Origin of the sequence: Microbacterium sp. SLBN-154, from assembly GCF_006715565.1 — a bacterium.
Taxonomy (GTDB): domain Bacteria; phylum Actinomycetota; class Actinomycetes; order Actinomycetales; family Microbacteriaceae; genus Microbacterium.
Genome location: NZ_VFNL01000001.1, coordinates 1,398,506 through 1,416,818, shown reverse-complemented (window position 1 = coordinate 1,416,818; position 18,313 = coordinate 1,398,506). Strand labels below are relative to the sequence as shown.

Here is an 18,313-nt window from a genome sequence, read left to right as displayed (position 1 = left end):
CGGAAGCCTCAGCGTGCCGTGACACCTGCCGCGGCGACCTCGCGCTGCGGGAGGAAGGCGCCCGAGAGGAAGGCGTCGAGCTCAGCGGCGGCGTGGAGGGGCAGGACGGCGGCGACGTACTGGTCGGGACGCACCACCACGACGACGCCATCGCGCGAGAGGCCACGCTCGTCGAAGATGTCGGTGCGCGTCCAGGCGCTCGGTGCCGCGGCGAACACCTTCTCGCCGTCGACGAGGCCGAGAGGGCCGGAGCGCGGCCGGAAGATCCCGGGCACCGCGGCGAGCTCGACGTCTTCGAACTTCTGCTGGTAGATCACCTTCACGTCGAAGACGGCGTCGAGGTCGGCGCCGTCGGGCGTCAGCCGGCGGACGGGACCGCCGGGAGCGTCGACCCGCTCCGCCCACTCGGCGAGTGCCGAGGGCTCGCCCGCGGCCGGGCGATCAGCGAAGGCGTAGATGCGCCAGCGCCCGTCGGCCGTGGCGTGGTGACCGAGGTGGACGGCGTTGCCGTCGACCACCTTGACCACCTCGGAGCTCTTGAAGCGCATGCCCACGGGGAAGCCCTCCGCCAGCGGCTGGTGCGCGCCGTCCGCCACGATCGCAGACGGCGCGTAGCGGGTCATGAACCCCGAGGGGAACTCGGCGGTGCCCAGATAGTAGGTCGCGAGCTCCTGTGGGTCGGAGATCTCGGCGGGTTTGCGAGCCATGAGCGACGACCACTCCCGGTCGAAGTCGATGAGCTGCTGGGCTACCGGCTTGCGCTCGGCGTCGTACGTCCGGAGGAGGGATGCCGGGGCGAGGCCGGTGAGCACGTGGCCGAGCTTCCAGCCCAGGTTGAACCCGTCCTGCATGGAGACGTTCATCCCCTGGCCGGCCTTCGCGCTGTGGGTGTGGCAGGCGTCGCCGGTGAGGAAGACGCGCGGGTCTCGGGCCTCGCCCGCCGCGACGTCGTCGAATCCGTCGGTGACCCGGTGACCGACCTCGTAGACGCTGTGCCACGCGACCTGCTTCACCTCGATCGTGTACGGGTGGAGGATCGCGTTTGCGCGGCGGATGATCTCCTCGACCGGCGTCTCGCGGACGCGGTGGTTGTCATCGGCGGCGACCTCTCCGAGGTCGATGTACATGCGACTGAGGTAGCCGCCCTCGCGCGGAATGTGGAGGATGTTGCCCGCCTCCGCCGAGATCGCGCATTTGATGCGCCAGTCGGGGAAGTCGGTATCGACGAGTACATCCATCACCCCCCAGGCGTGCTGAGCGGTGCTGCCGACGTGGGTGCGTCCGATCGCCTCGCGGACGCGGCTGCGCGCACCGTCGCAGCCGACGACGTACCGGGCGCGGATCGCGCGCTCCTCCCCCGCACGGGAGCCGGCGACATGACGAACACGCACCTCGACGGGGTGGTCGGGATCGGCGCCGGGGTCGTGAACGGTGAGGCCGAGGAACTCCACGCCGTAGTCGGGCGCGATGCGGGCCGGGCCGAGCGCCGCGGCCTCGGCGAAGTAGTCGAGCACCCGCGCCTGGTTGACGATGAGGTGCGGGAACTCGCTGATCTTGTAGCCGTAGTCCTCGGTGCGCGCGGTCCGGGTGATCCGCGACGGATCGGCGGGGTCGGGGCCCCAGAAGTTCATCCAGCCGATGTTGTAGGCCTCGGCGATGATGCGCTCGGCGAACCCGAAGGCCTGGAAGGTCTCGACGCTCCGCGGCTGGATGCCGTCGGCCTGACCGAGCGGGAGACGCCCGCCGCGCCGCTCGATGAGCCGCGTGGTGAGGGTCGGGAACTGCGACATCTGCGCGGCCAGGAGCATGCCCGCAGGGCCCGAGCCGACGATGAGCACGTCGACGACATCGGGGAGATCGTCAGGCCGGTCGATCCCGGTGCCGGCGGCGGGCTGCACGCGGGGATCGCCCGAGACGTAGCCGTGGTGGTGGAACTGCATGGATTCTCCTTGACGCCGATGTCCGGGGCGGCGCGGCGCGGCGGTGCGCTGATGAAAGAAGACGTTACGTTCTATATTCGAACACGCCGTTCTACTATTGAACGGATCGTATACGACGACGCGAGGATGCGGCAAGGACCGGCCCCGGAAGGAGAGCAGTCGTGACGGATGCTGCATCGAGCGTGCCCGCCTCGCAGACGCTCAGTCGTGGCATCCGGGTCCTCGAAACGCTCGCCGATGCCCGAGAGCCCCTCACCATCGACGAGGTCGCCGAACGCCTCGAGGTGCATCGATCGGTCGCCTACCGCCTCGTGCGCACGCTCGAGCAGCACGGACTCGTCGTGCGGGAGCGCACCGGACGACTGACGCTGGGCGCGCGGATGGCGGCCCTCGCCGCCGGTGTCGCCCACGACCTGCAGGCCGAGGCTCTGCCCGAGCTCACGGGAGTGGCCAATGACCTCGGGATGACGTGCTTCCTCGCCGTCCTCGACCATGAGGAGTGCGTCACGCTCGTCAGCGTCGAGCCCCGCCACTCCGTCGCCGCCGTGGCGCAGCGGCCGGGCACGCGGCATCCGGTCGTCGTCGGCGCGCCGGGCAAGGCGATTCTCGCGCAACTCCCCGAGCGTGCCTGGCCGAACGTTTCCGCCGCGGTGGCCGCCGAGGTACGGGAGGCGGCCGCGCGCGGCTTCGCCACGAGCCACGACGAGGTGCTGCCGAGCGTGCATGCCGTCGCGGTGCCGCTGACGCTGCGGTCCCGACCGCCCGCGACGATCGCTGTCGTTCACGTCGCCGGCGGAACGGAGTCCTCGGTCATCGCGGCGCGCCTGGTCCGCTCCGCCGAGGCGATCCGCAACGCGCTCGGCGGCTGAGGCTCTCGCCCGGGGGCGGGCGGGGGCAGGTCAGGCGCCGCGGAAGGTGGGTCGCCGCTTCTGCTGGAACGCAGCGAAGCCCTCGCGGTAGTCGGCGGTGGCGCGCAGCGCCTCCTGACCGGCCGTCTCCGCGGCGACCACCGCCCACAGTCGCTCATCGCGAAGCGACCCGATGAGGCGCCTGGACGCGAGGAACGCCTGGGTCGGACCGGATGCCGCGGTCCGGGCCTTCTCACGTGTGAACGACAGCAGGTCGGCGTCGGGAACGGCGCGACTGAACAGTCCCGCCGCGACGGCCTCGGCACCGCTGAGCAGGTCGCCCGTGTAGATGAGGTCGAGCGCGCGATGAGCGCCGAGCCGATCGAACAGCAGCGCGTGACCGCCGGAGTCCAGCAGAGCCCCGAGCTGGGCGAACGGCGAGCCGATCTTGGCCGTCTCGCCGACGTACACGACGTCGGTGGCGATCGCGAGGCCGAGCCCGACCCCGAGCGCGGCGCCGTGCACGGCAGCGAACGTGGGGGCGGGATGCCCCGCCATGCGGCGCATCAGCCGTTCGACGGCCCCGAGGTAGCCGGTGACGTCGTCGGTCTCGGGGTCGACTCCGGAGATGTCGCGGCCGGCGCAGAACACGCGGCCTTCGCCCCGCAGCACGAGCGCGCGGGCGCCCGCCTCCGCGGCGCGTCGGTAGGCGGCATCCAGGTCCGCCAGATCGTCGAGGGTGAGCGCGTTTCGTCGTTCGGGAGCGTCGAGGACGATCTCCGCAACGCCGTCGTCGAGGGTGAGGGTGATCACCCCTCATCCGTACCACACCGTCCGCGCGGTTGTGGGCGCCGCCCGCGCCCGCGAGAGTGGACGCATGAAGCGGGATGTGGGCGCGAACCTGGAGCTCGAGGTCACCGAACCGTCGGAGCTGGTGTTCTCCGTCGCCGTCGCCGCCGGCGTGCCGTGCGAGCGCGAGCAGCTGAGCGTCACCGTCGACGGCGAGCCGGTCGAGGCGGCGGAGCTCGAAGACGAGCACGGCACGCGCCTGCACCGGGTCGTCACGCGTCCCGGTGCCCTCCTGCTCGACTACTCGGCGACGATCGCCGGCCGGGCCGAGCCCGCCACCGCGAGCGAGGCGGAGCTCGTGCGCTATCGGCGGCCGAGCCGCTACGCCGAGTCGGACGCCCTCTTCCCCACCGCGGCCGCCGAGTTCGCCGGGATCAGCGACCCGGCCGAGCTGCTCGCATCGGTGTCGTCCTGGGTCGGCACACGTCTGGCCTACGTCAGCGGATCGAGCCTGCCGACCGACGGCGCGATGCGCACGCTCCTCGCCCGCCAAGGCGTCTGCCGCGACTTCGCCCACCTCACCGTCGCTCTGCTGCGGGCCCGGAACGTTCCGGCCCGGCTCGTCTCGGTGTACGCCCCGGGGCTTCATCCGATGGACTTCCACGCCGTCGCCGAGGCGCACATCGACGGCGCCTGGTACGTCGTCGACGCGACGACCCTCGCGCCTCGCAGCACGCTCGTGCGCATCGCCACGGGCCGAGACGCCGCCGACACCGCCTTCCTCACCACGATCTCCGGAGCCGTCGCGCTCGACACCATGACGGTGACCGCCGTGGCCGACGTGCTGCCCGACGACGACCTGACCGAGCTCGTGCCGCTGCGCTGACCCGTGGCCCCCGCGCACCGGGCGTGGCACGCTGGAGCCATGAAGACCTGGGTCGTGCGGCTCGTCTCACTGCTGGTGTTCAACATCGCGGTGCTGCTGATGATCGGCTTCCTCACCCCCGCGCGCGTCGGGTGGGCGGCCCTGTGGGCAGGCATCGTGCTCACCGCGATCGTGATCTGGATCAAGCCCCTGCTCTCCCGGTGGTTCGGCGGGATGGCGGCGCGCTCCGCCGACCGGCGGACCCGGGTGGGCGAGAAGGTCGCGGAGTTCTTCGTCGCCTTCGCGATCGCCTTCCTCGTGTGGATCGCCACCGTGCTCCTGAGCGGCGTGTCGATCGGGGGATGGTTCTGGGGGTGGATCCTCCCTCCCGTGCTGCTCATGATCGGCTGGGCGATCTACGACGTCATCGACGACCGCGTCGAGGCGCACGCCGGCGCCCTCTACGACCGCGCCACCGGCACGAGGGCGGCGGCAGCGGATGCCACGGGCCCGCGCCCCGCGGTGGGCGACACCCGCGCCACCGCGCAGGGGCGGAAGGAGCTCCGCGACGGCCTGACCGAGGAACAGCGCCGCATGCTCGACGAGCTCTGACCCGCCCTTTTTAGCCTCGGGTCGCTGCGCTGTCGCGCCCGCGCGGAGATCCGCACTCCTGCGGACCGGATCACCCCGCAGCATCCGCGCGACGAAGGATCTCCGCGCGAGCGCGGAATCCGGGACGCCCCAGCCCCCGTGCGGGTGCGCACCCCGGAACGACCGGGCCGTGCGTGAAGAGCGTGTAACAAAGCGACGCGCGGCGGCGCAGCATCCGCTCTTTCGCTGGATGATGGAGGGGCGCGCCTCCGCGACAGCACGCGGGCTGCGCCTTCCCGTACCTGGAGGCAGCCATGTCCCGAACCCGTTCCCGCCTGCACCTGGCCCTGGCCGGCATCGCCGTCGCCGCCCTCGCCCTCACCGGCTGCGCCACCGGCTCGGGCGACACCGACACCGACGCCGGCTCCGACGCGTCGTCGGCTCCGGCCGACGAGGGGTACATCACCCCCGGCAAACTCACGATCGCCACGGGCGAGCCGGCGTACTACCCGTACGTCATCGATGACGATCCGGCCTCGGGCGAGGGTTTCGAGGCGGCAGTCGCCTACGCCGTCGCGGAGGAGCTGGGCTTCGCCCCCGAGGATGTCGAGTGGGTCCGCACCACGTTCGAAGCCGCGATCGCGCCGGGGCCGAAGGACTTCGACGTCAATATCCAGCAGTACTCCATCACCCCCGAACGCGCCGAGAACGTCGACTTCTCCTCGCCGTACTACGCCGCAAGCCAGGCGATCGTCGCGATCGAGGGCAACGAGGCCGCCGAAGGCGTCACCTCGCTCGCCGACACCAAGGGTCTGCTGCTGGGCGCCATGGTCGGGTCGACCAGTGCGCAGACGATCGAAGAGGTCGTCCAGCCCGACACCCCCGCGCAGCTCTACAACACCAACGAAGACGCTAAGGCCGCCCTCGAGGCCGGGCAGATCGACGGGCTCGTCCTCGACACGCCGACGGCGTACTACGCCACTGGCGTCTACATCGACAACTCGTTCATCGTGGGCGAGCTCCCCACCGCCGGCATCCCCGACGAGTGGGGCCTGGTGCTGGCGAAGGACTCGCCGCTGACCGAGCGCGTCACCGCCGCCGTCGACGCACTGCGCGAGAACGGCACGCTCGAAGCCATCACCCAGGAGTGGCTGGGCGAGGGTGCCGGCGTCACGCTGCTGGAGTGAAGCCCGGCCCGAAGCGGTCGGCTAGCGTCGAAGGGTGAGCGCCGACATCCATCAGCCGAGCGCGCTCGAGCTGGAGCGTCGCGCCTATCGCGCGCGCCAGTCGACCCGATCGGTGCTGATCGCCGTCATCTCCACCGTCGTCTTCGCGGTGGCGGTCTGGCTCACCGTGGTCAACACCCCCGGGTGGGAGTCGGTCCAGCGATCGTTCTTCAACCCCGAGACCGCCATCGCCTCACTCCCCCGCGTGTGGGAGGGGTTCCTGCTCAACCTTCAGGTGCTGGGACTCTCGGTGATCACCGTCGCGATCGGCGCGACCGTCATCGCGCTCCTTCGCACCCTGCGCGGCGCGGTGTTCTTCCCCCTCCGGGCGCTCGCGGCCGGCTACACCGACGTCTTCCGCGGCATCCCGCTGATCATCGTGCTCTACCTCGTGGGCTTCGGCATCCCGGGGCTCGTGAACGAGCGCATCCCCCCGGTCATCCTCGGGACCGCGGCGATCACCATCACCTACTCGGCGTACGTGAGCGAGGTGATCCGCGCGGGCATCGAGGCCGTGCACCCCTCGCAGCGGCTGGCCGCGCGGGCGATGGGCCTGGGCTATGCCCAGTCGCTTCGCCTCGTGGTGATGCCGCAGGCGCTGCGCAAGATGACGCCCCCGCTCATGAACGACTTCGTCGCGATGCAGAAGGACGTGGGGCTCGTCTCGGTCATCGGTGCCGTCGATGCGGTTCGGGCCGCGCAGATCGAGACATCGCTGGCGTACAACTTCACCCCGTACATCGTCGCGGCCGTGCTGTTCGTGTTGCTGGCGATCCCCACCATCCGCCTCGCGGACTGGTGGACGGCGCGGCTGCAGCGGCGCGAGCAGATGGGATCGATCCTGTGACGGCGCTCCTGCACGCAGACGGCATCTGGAAATCGTTCGGAGACCGCTCGGTCCTGCGCGGCGTGGCGCTCGACCTCTCGGCGCACGAGGTCGTCGCCGTCATCGGAGCAAGCGGGTCGGGCAAGTCGACGCTGCTGCGCTGCCTGAACCTCCTCGAGACGATCGACGACGGCGTCATCCGGCTGGGCGGCGACGACATCTCCGACCCCCGCGTCGACGGGAACAGTGTGCGCGCGCGGTTCGGCGCGGTCTTCCAGCATTACAACCTCTTCCCCCACCTGTCGGTGATCGACAACGTCACGCTCGCCGCGCGGAAAGTGCACCGGATGCCGCGGCGCGACGCCGAAGCGAAGGCGATGGCCCTTCTCGAGCGCATCGGGTTGGCCGACAAGGCGCGCGAGCATCCCGACCGGCTGTCGGGCGGTCAGCAGCAGCGCGCGGCGATCGTGCGCGCCGTCGTGACCGACCCCGAGGTGCTCTTCCTCGACGAGATCACCTCGGCGCTCGACCCGGAGCTGGTCGGAGAGGTCCTCGAGCTGGTCAAGTCACTGGCCGAGGAGGGGGCGACCATCCTCATGGCGACCCACGAGATGGCGTTCGCCCGCGATGTCGCTCACCGGGTGCTGTTCCTCGACGAGGGACGGGTGGTCGAGGAAGGGCCGCCGGACGAGGTCCTCGTCGCGCCCCGCGAGGAGCGGACGCGACGGTTCCTGTCGCGCTTCACGACCTGATGAGCCCTGGCGCGCTGCGCGCGTGTCAGACCGGTTCCGTGGTGCGGACGACGCCGCAGTTCACACAGGACCACGCCACGAGGAAGCGCTCGTCGTCGAGGATCTCGTACCGCAGCGGGTCGCCGCAGGTCGGGCAGCGGGGAAGGTCGGCGGTCACGCGGGCAGCCCGTCGCCGAAGAGGTTCCCCTGCCGCTCGAGCGACGTGATCTCGAAGCGCGTGCGGGCGACGAGCGGATAGTCCACGCTCAGTCTCGTGAGGATCACCCGGACCTGCGCCTCCACCCACGGCTGGGCCTCGAGGGCGACGCGCTCGATCTCGGTACGCGTCCGCAGCCACACCACCGGCGTGCCCTCCGGACCGGGAAGCCAGTGCGCATCGACCACTCCCCACGCCGCCGTCGACACGACGAGGGGCATGAGCGCCCGGTCGATCGCGCGGCGCGCGGTGTCATCCATCCCCCTACGCTAATCCGGCTCCACAGGCCGGGGACGATGAGGAGGGACGGCTGCCGCGGCTCAGGCCTCGAGCGAGCGCTCGGCCGCCTCGACGACGTTCGTCATGAGCAGCGCGACGGTCATCGGTCCGACCCCGCCGGGATTCGGCGAGAGCCAGCCGGCGACGCCGGCGACATCCGGGTGGACGTCGCCGTACACGCGCTGGGCGCCCGTCTCGGGGTCGTCCTCGCGTGTCACCCCGACGTCGAGGACGGCGGCGCCGGGCTTGACGTCCTCCGCGCGCACGAGGTGCTTGACCCCTGCGGCGGCGACGATGACGTCGGCCTGGCGGAGGAAGGACGGGATGTCGGGGGTGCCGGTGTGGGTGAGGGTGACCGTAGCGTTGATCTCGCGGCGGGTGAGCAGCAGCCCGATCGATCGCCCGATGGTCACGCCGCGGCCGACGACCACGACGTGCTTGCCCTGCAGGTCGTAGCCGTTTCGCAGCAGGAGCTCGATCACACCGCGGGGAGTGCAGGGCAGGGGCGTCGTGATCGGCGCGTTGACGTTGAGAACCAGTCGGCCGAGGTTGGTCGGGTGGAGGCCGTCGGCGTCCTTCGCCGGGTCGATCCGCTCGAGGACCCGGTCGGTGTCGAGGTGCTTCGGCAGCGGCAGCTGCACGATGTAGCCGTGGCACTCGGGATCGGCGTTCAGCTCGTCGATGAGGGCCTCGACGTCCTCCTGCGTGGCATCCGCCGGCAGTTCGCGCTGGATCGAGTTCATCCCGATGCCGACCGACTGCTTGTGCTTCATGCCCACGTAGAGCTGCGAGGCGGGGTCGGCCCCGACGAGCACCGTCGCGATGCCCGGCGTGACGCCGCGCGCTTTGAGCGCCGCGACCCGTTCGGTCAATTCCGCGCGGATCGCCGCGGCGGCGGCCTTTCCGTCGAGCTTGTGAGCCGTCATGTCGTCTCTCCTTCTGCGTCCCTGCGGCGAGAGTGCATCTGCGCGCCGAGAGGGCGGGGTCTACCCGCATCCTCGGCGTCCAGATGCATTCTCGCGGGAAGGCGCGGGGCGGCGGGGGGCGGGTGCCCGGTGAGTGGGATTGCGCGGAGCCGGCGGCGCGGGTTACTGAGCGAGACCGGGGTAGAGCGGGAAGGCGTCGGCGAGCGCGGCGACCCGCGCGCGGAGCGACTCGACGTCGGCACCCGGCTGGAGCGCGAGGGCGATGACGTCGGCCACCTCGGTGAACTCGGCGTCACCGAACCCGCGCGTGGCGAGCGCGGGGGTGCCGATCCGCAGACCCGAGGTCACCATCGGCGGACGCGGGTCGTTCGGCACGGCATTGCGGTTGACGGTGATCCGGATGTCGTGGAGGAGGTCCTCGGCCTGCTTGCCGTCGATCGCGGCCTCGCGCAGGTCGACGAGCACGAGGTGCACGTCGGTTCCCCCCGAGCGCACCGCCACGCCGGCGGCGGCGACATCGGGCCGCATGAGCCGGTCGGCGAGGATCTTCGCTCCGCGGAGCGTCCGCTCCTGACGCTCCCGGAACTCCGGTGTCGCCGCCAGCTTGAACGCGGTCGCCTTCGCGGCGATGACGTGCATGAGCGGCCCGCCCTGCTGACCCGGGAAGACGGCGGTGTTGATCTTCTTGGCCAGGTCGGGATCGTCGGTGAGGATGATGCCCGACCGCGGACCGCCGATGGTCTTGTGGACGGTGGAAGACACGACGTGGGCGTGCGGAAAGGGCGAGGGGTGCACGCCGGCCGCCACGAGGCCGGCGAAGTGGGCCATGTCGACCCACAGGTAGGCGCCCACCTCATCGGCGATCTCACGGAACCGGGCGAAGTCGAGCTGACGAGGGTAGGCCGACCAGCCCGCGATGATGACCTTCGGCTTGTGCTCCACGGCGAGGCGCCGCACCTCGTCCATGTCGATCAGAGAGGTCTCGGGGTCGACGCCGTAGGCGACGATGTCGAACAGCCGACCGGAGAAGTTGATCTTCATCCCGTGCGTGAGGTGACCGCCCTGGTCGAGAGCGAGACCGAGCAGCGTATCACCGGGGCGGGCGATCGCGTGCAGCACGGCGGCATTCGCCGTGGCACCCGAGTGCGGCTGGACGTTGGCGAACCCGGCGCCGAACAGCGCCTTCGCGCGCTCGATCGCGAGCTCCTCAGCGACGTCGACGACCTCGCAGCCGCCGTAGTAGCGGCGGCCGGGGTATCCCTCGGCGTACTTGTTGGTCAGCACCGAGCCCTGCGACTGCAGCACCGAGACCGGCACGAAGTTCTCGGACGCGATCATCTCGAGGAAGCCCCGCTGACGGTCGAGCTCGCGCTCGAGCACGTCGGCGATCTCAGGGTCGACCTCGGCAAGAGGGGCGTTGAAGATCGGATCGGACACGACGGTCTCCTTCCACAGCGGCGGATCGGACATCGGCCCAGGCGTGCGGTCGGATGCTCTGCGGTCGGACGGATGACTCCCGGTCGCTCCCCGGTGGTGTCCCACCTCAACGCCAGTCGCGACACCCCGAGCATAGTGGATCGCGGGCGGTAGGCTGATCGGACCGCTTTTTGTAAAGGATCCTTACATGACGGCGATTCCGGCCCTCGTCCCCCTCCCCCGCTCGGTGATCGCCATCGAGGGCGCCCCGTTCGTCCTGACTGCGCAGACCCCGCTGATCGCGGATCCGGATGCTGCGGCGGCGGCCCGCCGCATCCTTTCCGCGGCCACCGCGCAGACCCTCGCTCTGCCTTCCGACGTCTCCGCATCCGCCCCCGCGCTCACTCTGTCGCTGGGATCCGACATCGCACCGCTCGGCGCGTACCGGCTGGTCGCCGGCGACACCGGCATCGAGATCTCGGCCGCCGACGCCGCCGGGCTCGCCGCGGGCCTCCACACCCTGGCGCAGCTGCTCAGCCCTGCATCCGAGGGCTGGCTGGTCCCCGCCATCCGCGTCGACGACGCACCCCGCTTCGCCTATCGCGGGCTCATGCTCGACGTCGCGCGCCATTTCTTCCCGGTGGCAGACGTCTGCGCCGTCATCGACCGGGCAGCGAGCCTGAAGCTCACGCACCTGCACCTCCACCTCACCGACGACCAGGGGTGGCGTCTGCAGCTGCACGCGCACCCCGCCCTGACCGCGGCTGCGTCGAACTCGGAGATCGGCGGCGGTCCGGGAGGTTTTTACACGCGCGAGGACTATCAGGAGATCGTCGCGTACGCCGCCGCCCGCCACCTCACCGTCGTCCCCGAGATCGATCTGCCGGGGCATACCCACGCCGTCGGCCTCGCCTACCCGCATCTCGCAGCCGACCCCGTCGTGACCCCCGAGCTCGCCGCTGAGGCCGGCACCCGCGGAGAGGCCCTCCCGACAGCGGGGATGCCGTACACCGGGCTCGGCGTGGGGTTCTCCTCGCTCCGCCTCGACGACGAGGCGACGTTCGACTTCGTCGCCGACGTGCTCGGGGAGCTCGCCCACCTCACGCCGGGTCCGTACCTGCACCTGGGCGGCGACGAGGCGTTTGGCACCGCCCCCGACCAGTACGACGCCTTCCTCTCGCGCGTCACCCAGCTCGTCGCCGATCTGGGGAAGGTTCCGCTGACGTGGCACGACGCGGGACGCGCCGACGTCGCCCCCGAGACCGTCGGGCAGTACTGGGGCCTGACGACCCCCGACGCCGAGAGCACGGACGCGGCTCTGGCCTTCGTCCGCCGCGCGAGCGGCATCATCCTCTCCCCCGCCGACGCGGTCTACCTCGACATGAAGTACGACGACGACACCCCCCGCGGCCTCACCTGGGCGAACGGCCCCACGAGCGTCCGCCGGGCCTACGAGTGGGATCCGGCATCGATCATCGACGGGATCGACGACGACGACATCGTCGGCGTCGAAGCGGCCGTGTGGACCGAGACCATCGACGACCTCGCGGGCCTGGACACCATGATGTTCCCGCGCCTGGCCGCCGCAGCCGAAGCGGCGTGGTCGGCACCCCTCGGCTCCACCCCCGAGCGCTCGTGGGAGTCGTTCCGCCGCCGCGTCGGCGGACTCGGCCCGCTTTGGCGGCGACAGGGGATCGCGTTCCATCCCGACGGCCGGATCCCGTGGGCGCAGGAGTGAGCGCCGTTGCCGGAGCCAACCCCCGGCATCCCGGGTTCAGGGCGCACCCCCGCGCCTAGACTGGAGCAATGCCCGAAGAGCCCACCCAGACACCGCGGACGGACGCTGGGCGCACCTCCGGATCGAGCCCCGCGCCGACGCCGAACGTCGCACCCCAGCAGCCGCAAGCGCCGGCAGAGGGGCGCCCCGCCGGCACCCGTGCACCACTGTCGGGAATCGACATCCTCGCCTTCGTCTGCGAGCTGTTCGCCTTCGTCTCGCTGGCCTTCTGGGGCTTCGTCGCCTGGCCTCTCCCCTGGAACATCGTCGCCGGCATCGGCGCCCCGGTGATCGCGATCCTCATCTGGGCGCTGTTCGTCTCGCCCCGCGCCGTGTTCGCGGTGCACCCGTTCGTGCGGGCTTTCGTCGAGCTGCTCGTCTATGCCGCCGCCGTCCTCGCGTGGTGGGACCTCGGCGCGGTCTGGGTCGGCGTCGTCTTCGGCGTCATCGCCGTCACCGCCGGGGTGTTCGCCGGCCGGCGACAGCTGTCGTCGTGACCCCCGACGTCCGCGCAGTGCTCGACGCGCTCCGCGCGGCGCTGGGCGATCGCGTGGATGACTCCGACGCCGCCCGCGAGGCCGCGCGCGCCGACAAGTCCGGCCACGCCGCTTCCGGCCCGCCCCTCGCCGTCATCCACGCGCGCGACGTCGCCGATGTGCAGGCGACCCTCCGCGTCGCGAGCGAGACCTCGACCCCTGTCGTCACCCAGGGGGCGCGCACCGGACTCGCCGGCGGCGCGAACGCCGGCGCGGGTGAGATCGCCCTCTCGGTCCGCGGGATGCGCCGGGTGCTCGAGGTGCGCGCCGACGACCTGATCGCGGTCGTCGAACCCGGCATCCTCAACGCCGATCTCAACGCCGCTCTCGCCCCGCACGGACTGTGGTGGGCTCCCGATCCGGCGAGCCGGGCCATCTCGACCGTCGGCGGCAACATCGCCACCGGGGCCGGCGGCCTTCTGTGCGCGAAGTACGGCGTGGTCCGCGACGCGGTGCTCGGCCTCGATGTCGTCCTCGCCGACGGGCGGCTGCTCTCCCTCGGGCACCGCACCGTCAAGGGCGTCACGGGCCTCGACCTCACCTCGCTCTTCATCGGCTCGGAGGGAACCCTCGGCGTGATCGTGGGCGCAACCCTGAAGCTCCGCCGCCTCACCGCCGGGGAGGTCTGCACGATCGCAGCGACCTTCCCCACCGTGCGCGCGGCTGCCGGTGGTTCCGCGGCGGTGACCGCGGCGGGCATCCAGCCGGCGATCATGGAGCTGATGGATGCCGCGTCTCTGGCCGCCGTCCACGCGCTGCTGAACCTCCCCCACCCCACGCCCGGCGCCTCGCAGCTGACCATCCAGACCGACGGCGCCGCCGCACGCGCCGAGGCCGATCAGATCGCCGCGATCCTCGCCGCCGCAGGCGGTACGGTCGCGCTCTCACACGACCCGGAAGAGGGCGAGCGGCTGCTGTCGATCCGCCGGTCGATGCATCCGGCGATGGAGAGCCTCGGCACCACGCTCATCGAAGACGTCTCCGTACCTCGCAGCGCCCTCCCGGCGATGTTCGACGAGATCGCGCGCATCGAGCGGGAGTACGCCATGACCATCCCCACCGTCGCCCACGCCGGCGACGGGAACCTCCATCCGAACTTCATCTACCCGGGACCCGGCGAGGTTCCCGCCGAGGTGTGGGAGGCCGCCGACGAGCTGTTCCGCGCGGCGCTGCGGCTCGGCGGCACGCTCACCGGCGAACACGGGGTGGGCGTCTTGAAGCGCCGCTGGCTCGCCGACGAGCTCGGCGATGACCAGTGGCGGCTCCAGCGCGAGATCGCCCGCGTCTTCGACCCCCAGGGGATCCTGAACCCCGGCAAAGTGTTCGCGTGAACCCGCCGTCGATCCGTGTGAGCGCGGGGGTGGTCACGGATGCCGCGGGCCGCGCGCTCCTCGTGCGAAAGACCGGCACGCGGCTGTTCATGAACCCCGGCGGCAAACCCGAACCCGGCGAGAACCCCGCCGAGACACTCGTGCGCGAGCTCCGGGAGGAACTCGGCCTCTCGGTCACGGCCGCGTCGCTGCATCCGCTCGGGGTCTTCCGCACCGCCGCCGCCAACGAACCGGGCCACGATGTCGTCGCCGACGCGTTCCGACTGGAGATCGATCCGGCCGACGCTGCGCCGCGGGCGGAGATCGCCGAGGCCCGGTGGATCACGAGGGAGGATGCCGCGCAGACGCCGCTCGCGCCCCTCTGCGTCGTGCTGCTGCCTCTCGTGTGGGGCGCGGACTACAGGCCCTGAGCGTCGGGCTTGTTCTCCCAGGCGTAGCGGTAGTAGTCGACGAATCGGAGCTGCGAAGCGGCCTCTTCGTCGATGACGACCGTGGCGTGCGGATGCAACTGGATCGCCGATGCCGGAAGCGACGCGGTGAGCGGGCCCTCGACGGCACCGGCGACCGCCGCGGCCTTGCCCTGGCCGAAGGCAAGGAGCACGAGGTGTCGCGCGCGCAGGATCGTTCCGAGCCCCTGCGTGATGCAGTGCCGCGGCACGTCGTCCAGGCTCGGGAAGAAGCGGGCGTTGTCGCGGCGGGTCTGGGCGGTGAGCGTCTTCACCCGCGTCCGCGATGCGAACGACGACCCCGGCTCGTTGAACCCGAGGTGGCCGTCGGTGCCGATGCCGAGGATCTGGAGATCCACCCCGCCGGCGTCGTCGATCGCCTGCTCGTACTCCTCGCCCGACACGGTGATGCGCTCGAGGTCGCCGTCGGGCACATGCACGAGCGCCGGGTCGAGGCCGAGCGGTTCGACGACCTCGCGGCGGATGACCGAGGCGTAGCTCTCGGGGTGGTCGGGCGCGATTCCGACGTATTCGTCGAGGGCGAAGCCCCGCATGCCGGACAGGTCGATCCCCGCGGTCTGCTCCCGGAGCGCCCGGTAGACCGGAAGGGGCGTCGACCCGGTGGCGAGTCCCAGCACCGTCCGCGGGTTCTCACCGATGAGACGGACGATCTCGGCGGCGACGAGGGCGCCGGCGGCGTCAGGACTGTCGACGATGACGATCTCAGCCAACGGTCAGCACCTCCTCGCCCCGCTCGGCGCCGAGCAGGGCTGCACCGAGCGCCGCGGCCGGCGATCCGGCGGGAAGGAGCTCGATCCGCTCGTCGAGGTGCAGCGACCGCAGGAACGGCGAGGTCTCGCCGCTTCGCCGCAGCGCCGCTCGCACCGGCGTGACGAGTCGGTCGCCGAGGGCCGTGAGCCCGCCGCCGAGCACGACGACGTCCACGTCGGCGGTGAGGACGAGCACCCGGACCGCCGCCGCCACCCCGCGCACCAGGTCGTCGCGAAGGTCCCGCGCCCGGTCACGGACGGCGCTGTCGGATCGGTCTGCGTCGACGCAGTCGAACACGTCGGCGACGGGGAGTGCCGCGGGCCTCTCCCACCGTTCGGCGATGGCGCGGCCTCCGGCGAGCGCCTCGATGCATCCGCGTTGACCACAGCGACACCGGGGTCCGGCGGGGTCGACGCTCAGGTGGCCGATCTCACCTGCCGCACCGCGGGATCCACGCCAGAGGGCTCCCCCGGTGACGAGCCCCGCGGCCACTCCGGTGCCGAGGTTCAGGTAGGCAAGGCCCGACTCCGCAGCGCCGGAGCTCCCCACCGTCGCAGATCGGCGGAGCACGGCAGCGCCGAGCGCGGCGGCCTTGACGTCGTTCTCGACGTCGATGGGTACCGCGAGGGCGGCGCCGACCACCGCGGCGACGTCGAGGGAGCGCACGCCGAGGTTCACCGCGTGGGAGATGACGCCCGAGCCGGGGACGATCTGTCCCGGCATCCCGATCCCGACCGATGTCGCCGGCCCGCCGGCGCGCGTGCTCACCTCCTCGACCGCCGCGAGGATCGAGGAGATGACACCCTCGGGGCCGAAAGCGGTGGAGCGGCGCACGCGCGCGACGACCGACGCCTCGTCGTCCAGGGCCACCGCTTCGGTCTTGGTGCCGCCGACGTCCAATCCGACCCGCATCAGCCCTTCACCGCCCCGGAGACCAGACCCGACGTCATCCGGCTCTGCACGATGAGGAAGAACACCACGACCGGGATCGACACGAGCGTCGATCCTGCCATGAGCTCGGCCCAGTTGATGCCGCCGTTGGGGTCGAGGAAGGTGCGGAGCCACACGGGCAGGGTCATGGCCTCGGGGCGCGGATTGAGCACGAGGGCGAAGACGAACTCGTTCCAGGCCTGGATGAATCCGAAGACGCCGGTGGCGACGAGGCCGGGGGCGAGAAGCGGGAAGGTCACCCGCCAGAACGCCTGCGACCTGCTCAACCCGTCGATCATGGCCGCCTCCTCGAGCTCGATCGGCACGCCGTTGACGAAGCCGCGAAGAGTCCAGATCGTGAAGGGGAGGACTGTCGCGAGGTAGACCGCGGTGAGGCCGATGACGGTGTTCAGCAGCTGCCAGCCGTCGATGAGGCGGAAGACGGAGATGATGAGCGCCTCGGCGGGGATCATCTGGATGATGAGGATCGTGACGATGAACGCCGCGCGGCTGCGGAAGCGGAACCGCGTCACGGCGAGCGCGGCGAGGAAGGCGAAGACCAGCGAGACCGCGACGGTGAGCAGGGTCACGGCGAGGGAGTTACCGAGCGCGGGAAGGAACGGCGCGCGGTCATGGTCGAAGATCACGCCGAGGTAGTTCTCGAGGGTGGCATTCTCGGGCCACAGGCGGAGGGTGCTGCCGCGCACCTGGCCGTTGGGCTGCAGCGAGGTGTTGACCATCCAGTACACGGGGAACACCGAGCACGCGAAGACGATCAAGCCCGCAACGGCCGCGAAGACGGATGCGACACGGCGGCGGGTCCGCGCAGACGTCAGGTTCCGCGAGGGAGCGAGCGTGGTCACAGCGACTCCTCCCGGAGGTTGCGGCGGACGTAGAAGATCGACAGGGCCACCAGCAGCAGCACGACGATCACCGAGATGGCTCCGCCCACGCCGAAGTCGCCGGCGCCGAGCGAGACCCGGTAGATGTACACCCCGAGGGTGTTGGTCTGCTCCGCCAGACCCCCGATCGACTGCAGGGCGTAGATCTGGGTGAACACCCGCAGATCCCAGATCACCTGGAGGATCGTGACGACCACGAGGATCGGGCGGATGAAGGGCACGATGACGAGGAAGAACCGCTTCGTCGCACCCGCCCCGTCGAGCTGCGCGGCCTCGAGCACTTCGTCGGGAACCTGGGTCAGTCCCGCGTAGACGGTGAAGGCGACGAACGGGATCGCGCCCCACACGATGATGATCGTCGCGACGAAGAAGAAGCTCAGCGGCTCGATGAGCCAGGAATGCCCCGCGAACTGCTCGAGGCCGAACACCTGGGAGAGCACCTGATTCAGCACGCCGTACTGGGTGTCGAAGATCCAGCCCCAGACGATCGTCGCCGACAGCGGGGGCATCGCCCACGCCAGCAGCAGTCCGATCGAGACGAGGGTGCGGATGACCGCGCCCAGGCGTCGCATCAGCAGAGCGATGAGGATGCCGAGCACCATCGTCGCGACCACGCACACCGCCGCGAAGAGCAGCGAACGGGTGAGCACCTGCCAGAACTGCGGATCGGTGAGGATGCCGATGTAGTTGGCGAGGCCGATGAATTCCGGCGGGGCGCCGAAGACCTGCGCCCGGCCGAACTCCTGGAACGACATGATCACCAGCTGCACGAGCGGCCACCCGGTGATGGCGGCGAGGACGATCAGCGCAGGCGTGAGGAGGGCGTAGGGGGTGAGGGTGCCGGGGCGGAGCGCTCGGCGCCTGCCGGGGCTCGGCGGCGGTGCGGGGGCGACGAGGCGTTCACCGTCGACCGCACTCACGGCGGGGCTGACGTCGCTGTGCAGCGTCGACATGGCGGGTCTCCAG

At 71.1% G+C, this 18,313-nt stretch carries 20 protein-coding genes and 1 riboswitch; of the genes, 10 read left to right on the top strand and 10 right to left on the bottom strand.

Annotated elements, in window-relative coordinates; translation table 11 throughout:
• Positions 1-8: 8 nt before the first annotated feature.
• Positions 9-1,940 (bottom strand): FAD-dependent monooxygenase, encoded by a 1,932-nt coding sequence (locus FBY40_RS06955; RefSeq protein WP_141937512.1) that lies wholly within the window; start codon positions 1,938-1,940, stop codon positions 9-11.
• A gap of 161 nt (positions 1,941-2,101) precedes the next feature.
• Here FBY40_RS06955 and FBY40_RS06950 point away from each other — a divergent pair, with 161 nt between their 5' ends.
• Complete coding sequence (locus FBY40_RS06950; protein WP_141937510.1) at positions 2,102-2,809, top strand: IclR family transcriptional regulator; 708 nt, start codon at positions 2,102-2,104, stop codon at positions 2,807-2,809.
• A 30-nt stretch (positions 2,810-2,839) separates the two neighbouring features.
• On the opposite strand, the gene FBY40_RS06945 is transcribed toward FBY40_RS06950, so the two are convergent.
• Positions 2,840-3,601, bottom strand: coding sequence for an enoyl-CoA hydratase/isomerase family protein (locus FBY40_RS06945; protein ID WP_141937508.1), 762 nt, complete (start codon positions 3,599-3,601; stop codon positions 2,840-2,842).
• 64 nt (positions 3,602-3,665) lie between these two features.
• Between FBY40_RS06945 and FBY40_RS06940 the strand changes: the two genes are divergently transcribed.
• The 5 genes from FBY40_RS06940 to FBY40_RS06920 all read left to right on the top strand — a co-directional run bounded on the left by FBY40_RS06940 (position 3,666) and on the right by FBY40_RS06920 (position 7,837).
• The gene (locus tag FBY40_RS06940; RefSeq protein WP_141937506.1) at positions 3,666-4,463 is read left to right on the top strand and encodes a transglutaminase-like domain-containing protein; all 798 of its coding nucleotides are present in this window, start codon (positions 3,666-3,668) and stop codon (positions 4,461-4,463) included.
• A gap of 39 nt (positions 4,464-4,502) precedes the next feature.
• Positions 4,503-5,054 carry a hypothetical protein gene (locus tag FBY40_RS06935; protein WP_141937504.1) on the top strand — a complete coding sequence of 184 codons (552 nt, stop codon included), beginning with the start codon at positions 4,503-4,505 and terminating at the stop codon, positions 5,052-5,054.
• Between the two features lie 293 nt (positions 5,055-5,347).
• On the top strand, positions 5,348-6,220 hold the full coding sequence (locus FBY40_RS06930) for an ABC transporter substrate-binding protein (RefSeq protein WP_141937502.1): 873 nt from the start codon (positions 5,348-5,350) through the stop codon (positions 6,218-6,220).
• A 34-nt stretch (positions 6,221-6,254) separates the two neighbouring features.
• Complete coding sequence (locus tag FBY40_RS06925; protein WP_235014655.1) at positions 6,255-7,106, top strand: amino acid ABC transporter permease; 852 nt, start codon at positions 6,255-6,257, stop codon at positions 7,104-7,106.
• Positions 7,103-7,837, top strand: coding sequence for an amino acid ABC transporter ATP-binding protein (locus tag FBY40_RS06920; protein WP_141937500.1), 735 nt, complete (start codon positions 7,103-7,105; stop codon positions 7,835-7,837). The genes FBY40_RS06925 and FBY40_RS06920 overlap by 4 nt, the downstream gene beginning before the upstream one ends.
• A 25-nt stretch (positions 7,838-7,862) precedes the next feature.
• Here the strand turns inward: FBY40_RS06920 and FBY40_RS17660 are convergent, their stop codons facing one another.
• The 4 genes from FBY40_RS17660 to glyA all read right to left on the bottom strand — a co-directional run bounded on the left by FBY40_RS17660 (position 7,863) and on the right by glyA (position 10,675).
• Positions 7,863-7,994 carry a hypothetical protein gene (locus tag FBY40_RS17660; protein ID WP_268815533.1) on the bottom strand — a complete coding sequence of 44 codons (132 nt, stop codon included), beginning with the start codon at positions 7,992-7,994 and terminating at the stop codon, positions 7,863-7,865.
• Positions 7,991-8,293 carry a hypothetical protein gene (locus FBY40_RS06915; protein WP_141937498.1) on the bottom strand — a complete coding sequence of 101 codons (303 nt, stop codon included), beginning with the start codon at positions 8,291-8,293 and terminating at the stop codon, positions 7,991-7,993. Before FBY40_RS06915 ends, FBY40_RS17660 begins: the two co-directional genes overlap by 4 nt.
• Before the next feature lie 60 nt (positions 8,294-8,353).
• Entirely contained in the window at positions 8,354-9,238 is an 885-nt protein-coding gene (locus FBY40_RS06910) for a bifunctional methylenetetrahydrofolate dehydrogenase/methenyltetrahydrofolate cyclohydrolase (protein WP_141937496.1), read from the bottom strand.
• 162 nt (positions 9,239-9,400) lie between these two features.
• Positions 9,401-10,675: a serine hydroxymethyltransferase gene (gene glyA, locus FBY40_RS06905; RefSeq protein ID WP_141937494.1), complete on the bottom strand. Its 1,275-nt coding sequence runs from the start codon at positions 10,673-10,675 to the stop codon at positions 9,401-9,403.
• Positions 10,676-10,703: 28 nt separating this feature from the next.
• Positions 10,704-10,805, bottom strand: a riboswitch (ZMP/ZTP riboswitch).
• A gap of 57 nt (positions 10,806-10,862) precedes the next feature.
• Between glyA and FBY40_RS06900 the strand changes: the two genes are divergently transcribed.
• From FBY40_RS06900 to FBY40_RS06885, 4 genes are all read left to right on the top strand, one after another.
• Positions 10,863-12,392: a family 20 glycosylhydrolase gene (locus tag FBY40_RS06900; protein ID WP_141937492.1), complete on the top strand. Its 1,530-nt coding sequence runs from the start codon at positions 10,863-10,865 to the stop codon at positions 12,390-12,392.
• Positions 12,393-12,460: 68 nt separating this feature from the next.
• A complete protein-coding gene (locus FBY40_RS06895) occupies positions 12,461-12,928 on the top strand; it encodes a YrdB family protein (RefSeq protein ID WP_141937490.1) in 468 nt (155 codons plus the stop codon).
• A complete protein-coding gene (locus tag FBY40_RS06890) occupies positions 12,925-14,298 on the top strand; it encodes an FAD-binding oxidoreductase (protein ID WP_141937488.1) in 1,374 nt (457 codons plus the stop codon). Before FBY40_RS06895 ends, FBY40_RS06890 begins: the two co-directional genes overlap by 4 nt.
• On the top strand, positions 14,295-14,708 hold the full coding sequence (locus FBY40_RS06885; RefSeq protein WP_235014653.1) for an NUDIX hydrolase: 414 nt from the start codon (positions 14,295-14,297) through the stop codon (positions 14,706-14,708). Before FBY40_RS06890 ends, FBY40_RS06885 begins: the two co-directional genes overlap by 4 nt.
• Here FBY40_RS06885 and FBY40_RS06880 read toward each other — a convergent pair.
• From FBY40_RS06880 to FBY40_RS06865, 4 genes are read right to left on the bottom strand one after another with little or no spacing between them, the layout of a single operon-like run.
• On the bottom strand, positions 14,696-15,475 hold the full coding sequence (locus FBY40_RS06880) for a glucosamine-6-phosphate deaminase (protein WP_141937485.1): 780 nt from the start codon (positions 15,473-15,475) through the stop codon (positions 14,696-14,698). The genes FBY40_RS06885 and FBY40_RS06880 overlap by 13 nt on opposite strands.
• Entirely contained in the window at positions 15,468-16,427 is a 960-nt protein-coding gene (locus FBY40_RS06875; protein ID WP_141937484.1) for an ROK family protein, read from the bottom strand. Before FBY40_RS06875 ends, FBY40_RS06880 begins: the two co-directional genes overlap by 8 nt.
• On the bottom strand, positions 16,427-17,308 hold the full coding sequence (locus FBY40_RS06870; protein WP_235014651.1) for a carbohydrate ABC transporter permease: 882 nt from the start codon (positions 17,306-17,308) through the stop codon (positions 16,427-16,429). Before FBY40_RS06870 ends, FBY40_RS06875 begins: the two co-directional genes overlap by 1 nt.
• Positions 17,305-18,300 (bottom strand): carbohydrate ABC transporter permease, encoded by a 996-nt coding sequence (locus FBY40_RS06865; protein WP_141937482.1) that lies wholly within the window; start codon positions 18,298-18,300, stop codon positions 17,305-17,307. The genes FBY40_RS06870 and FBY40_RS06865 overlap by 4 nt, the downstream gene beginning before the upstream one ends.
• Between the last annotated feature and the right edge of the window lie 13 nt (positions 18,301-18,313).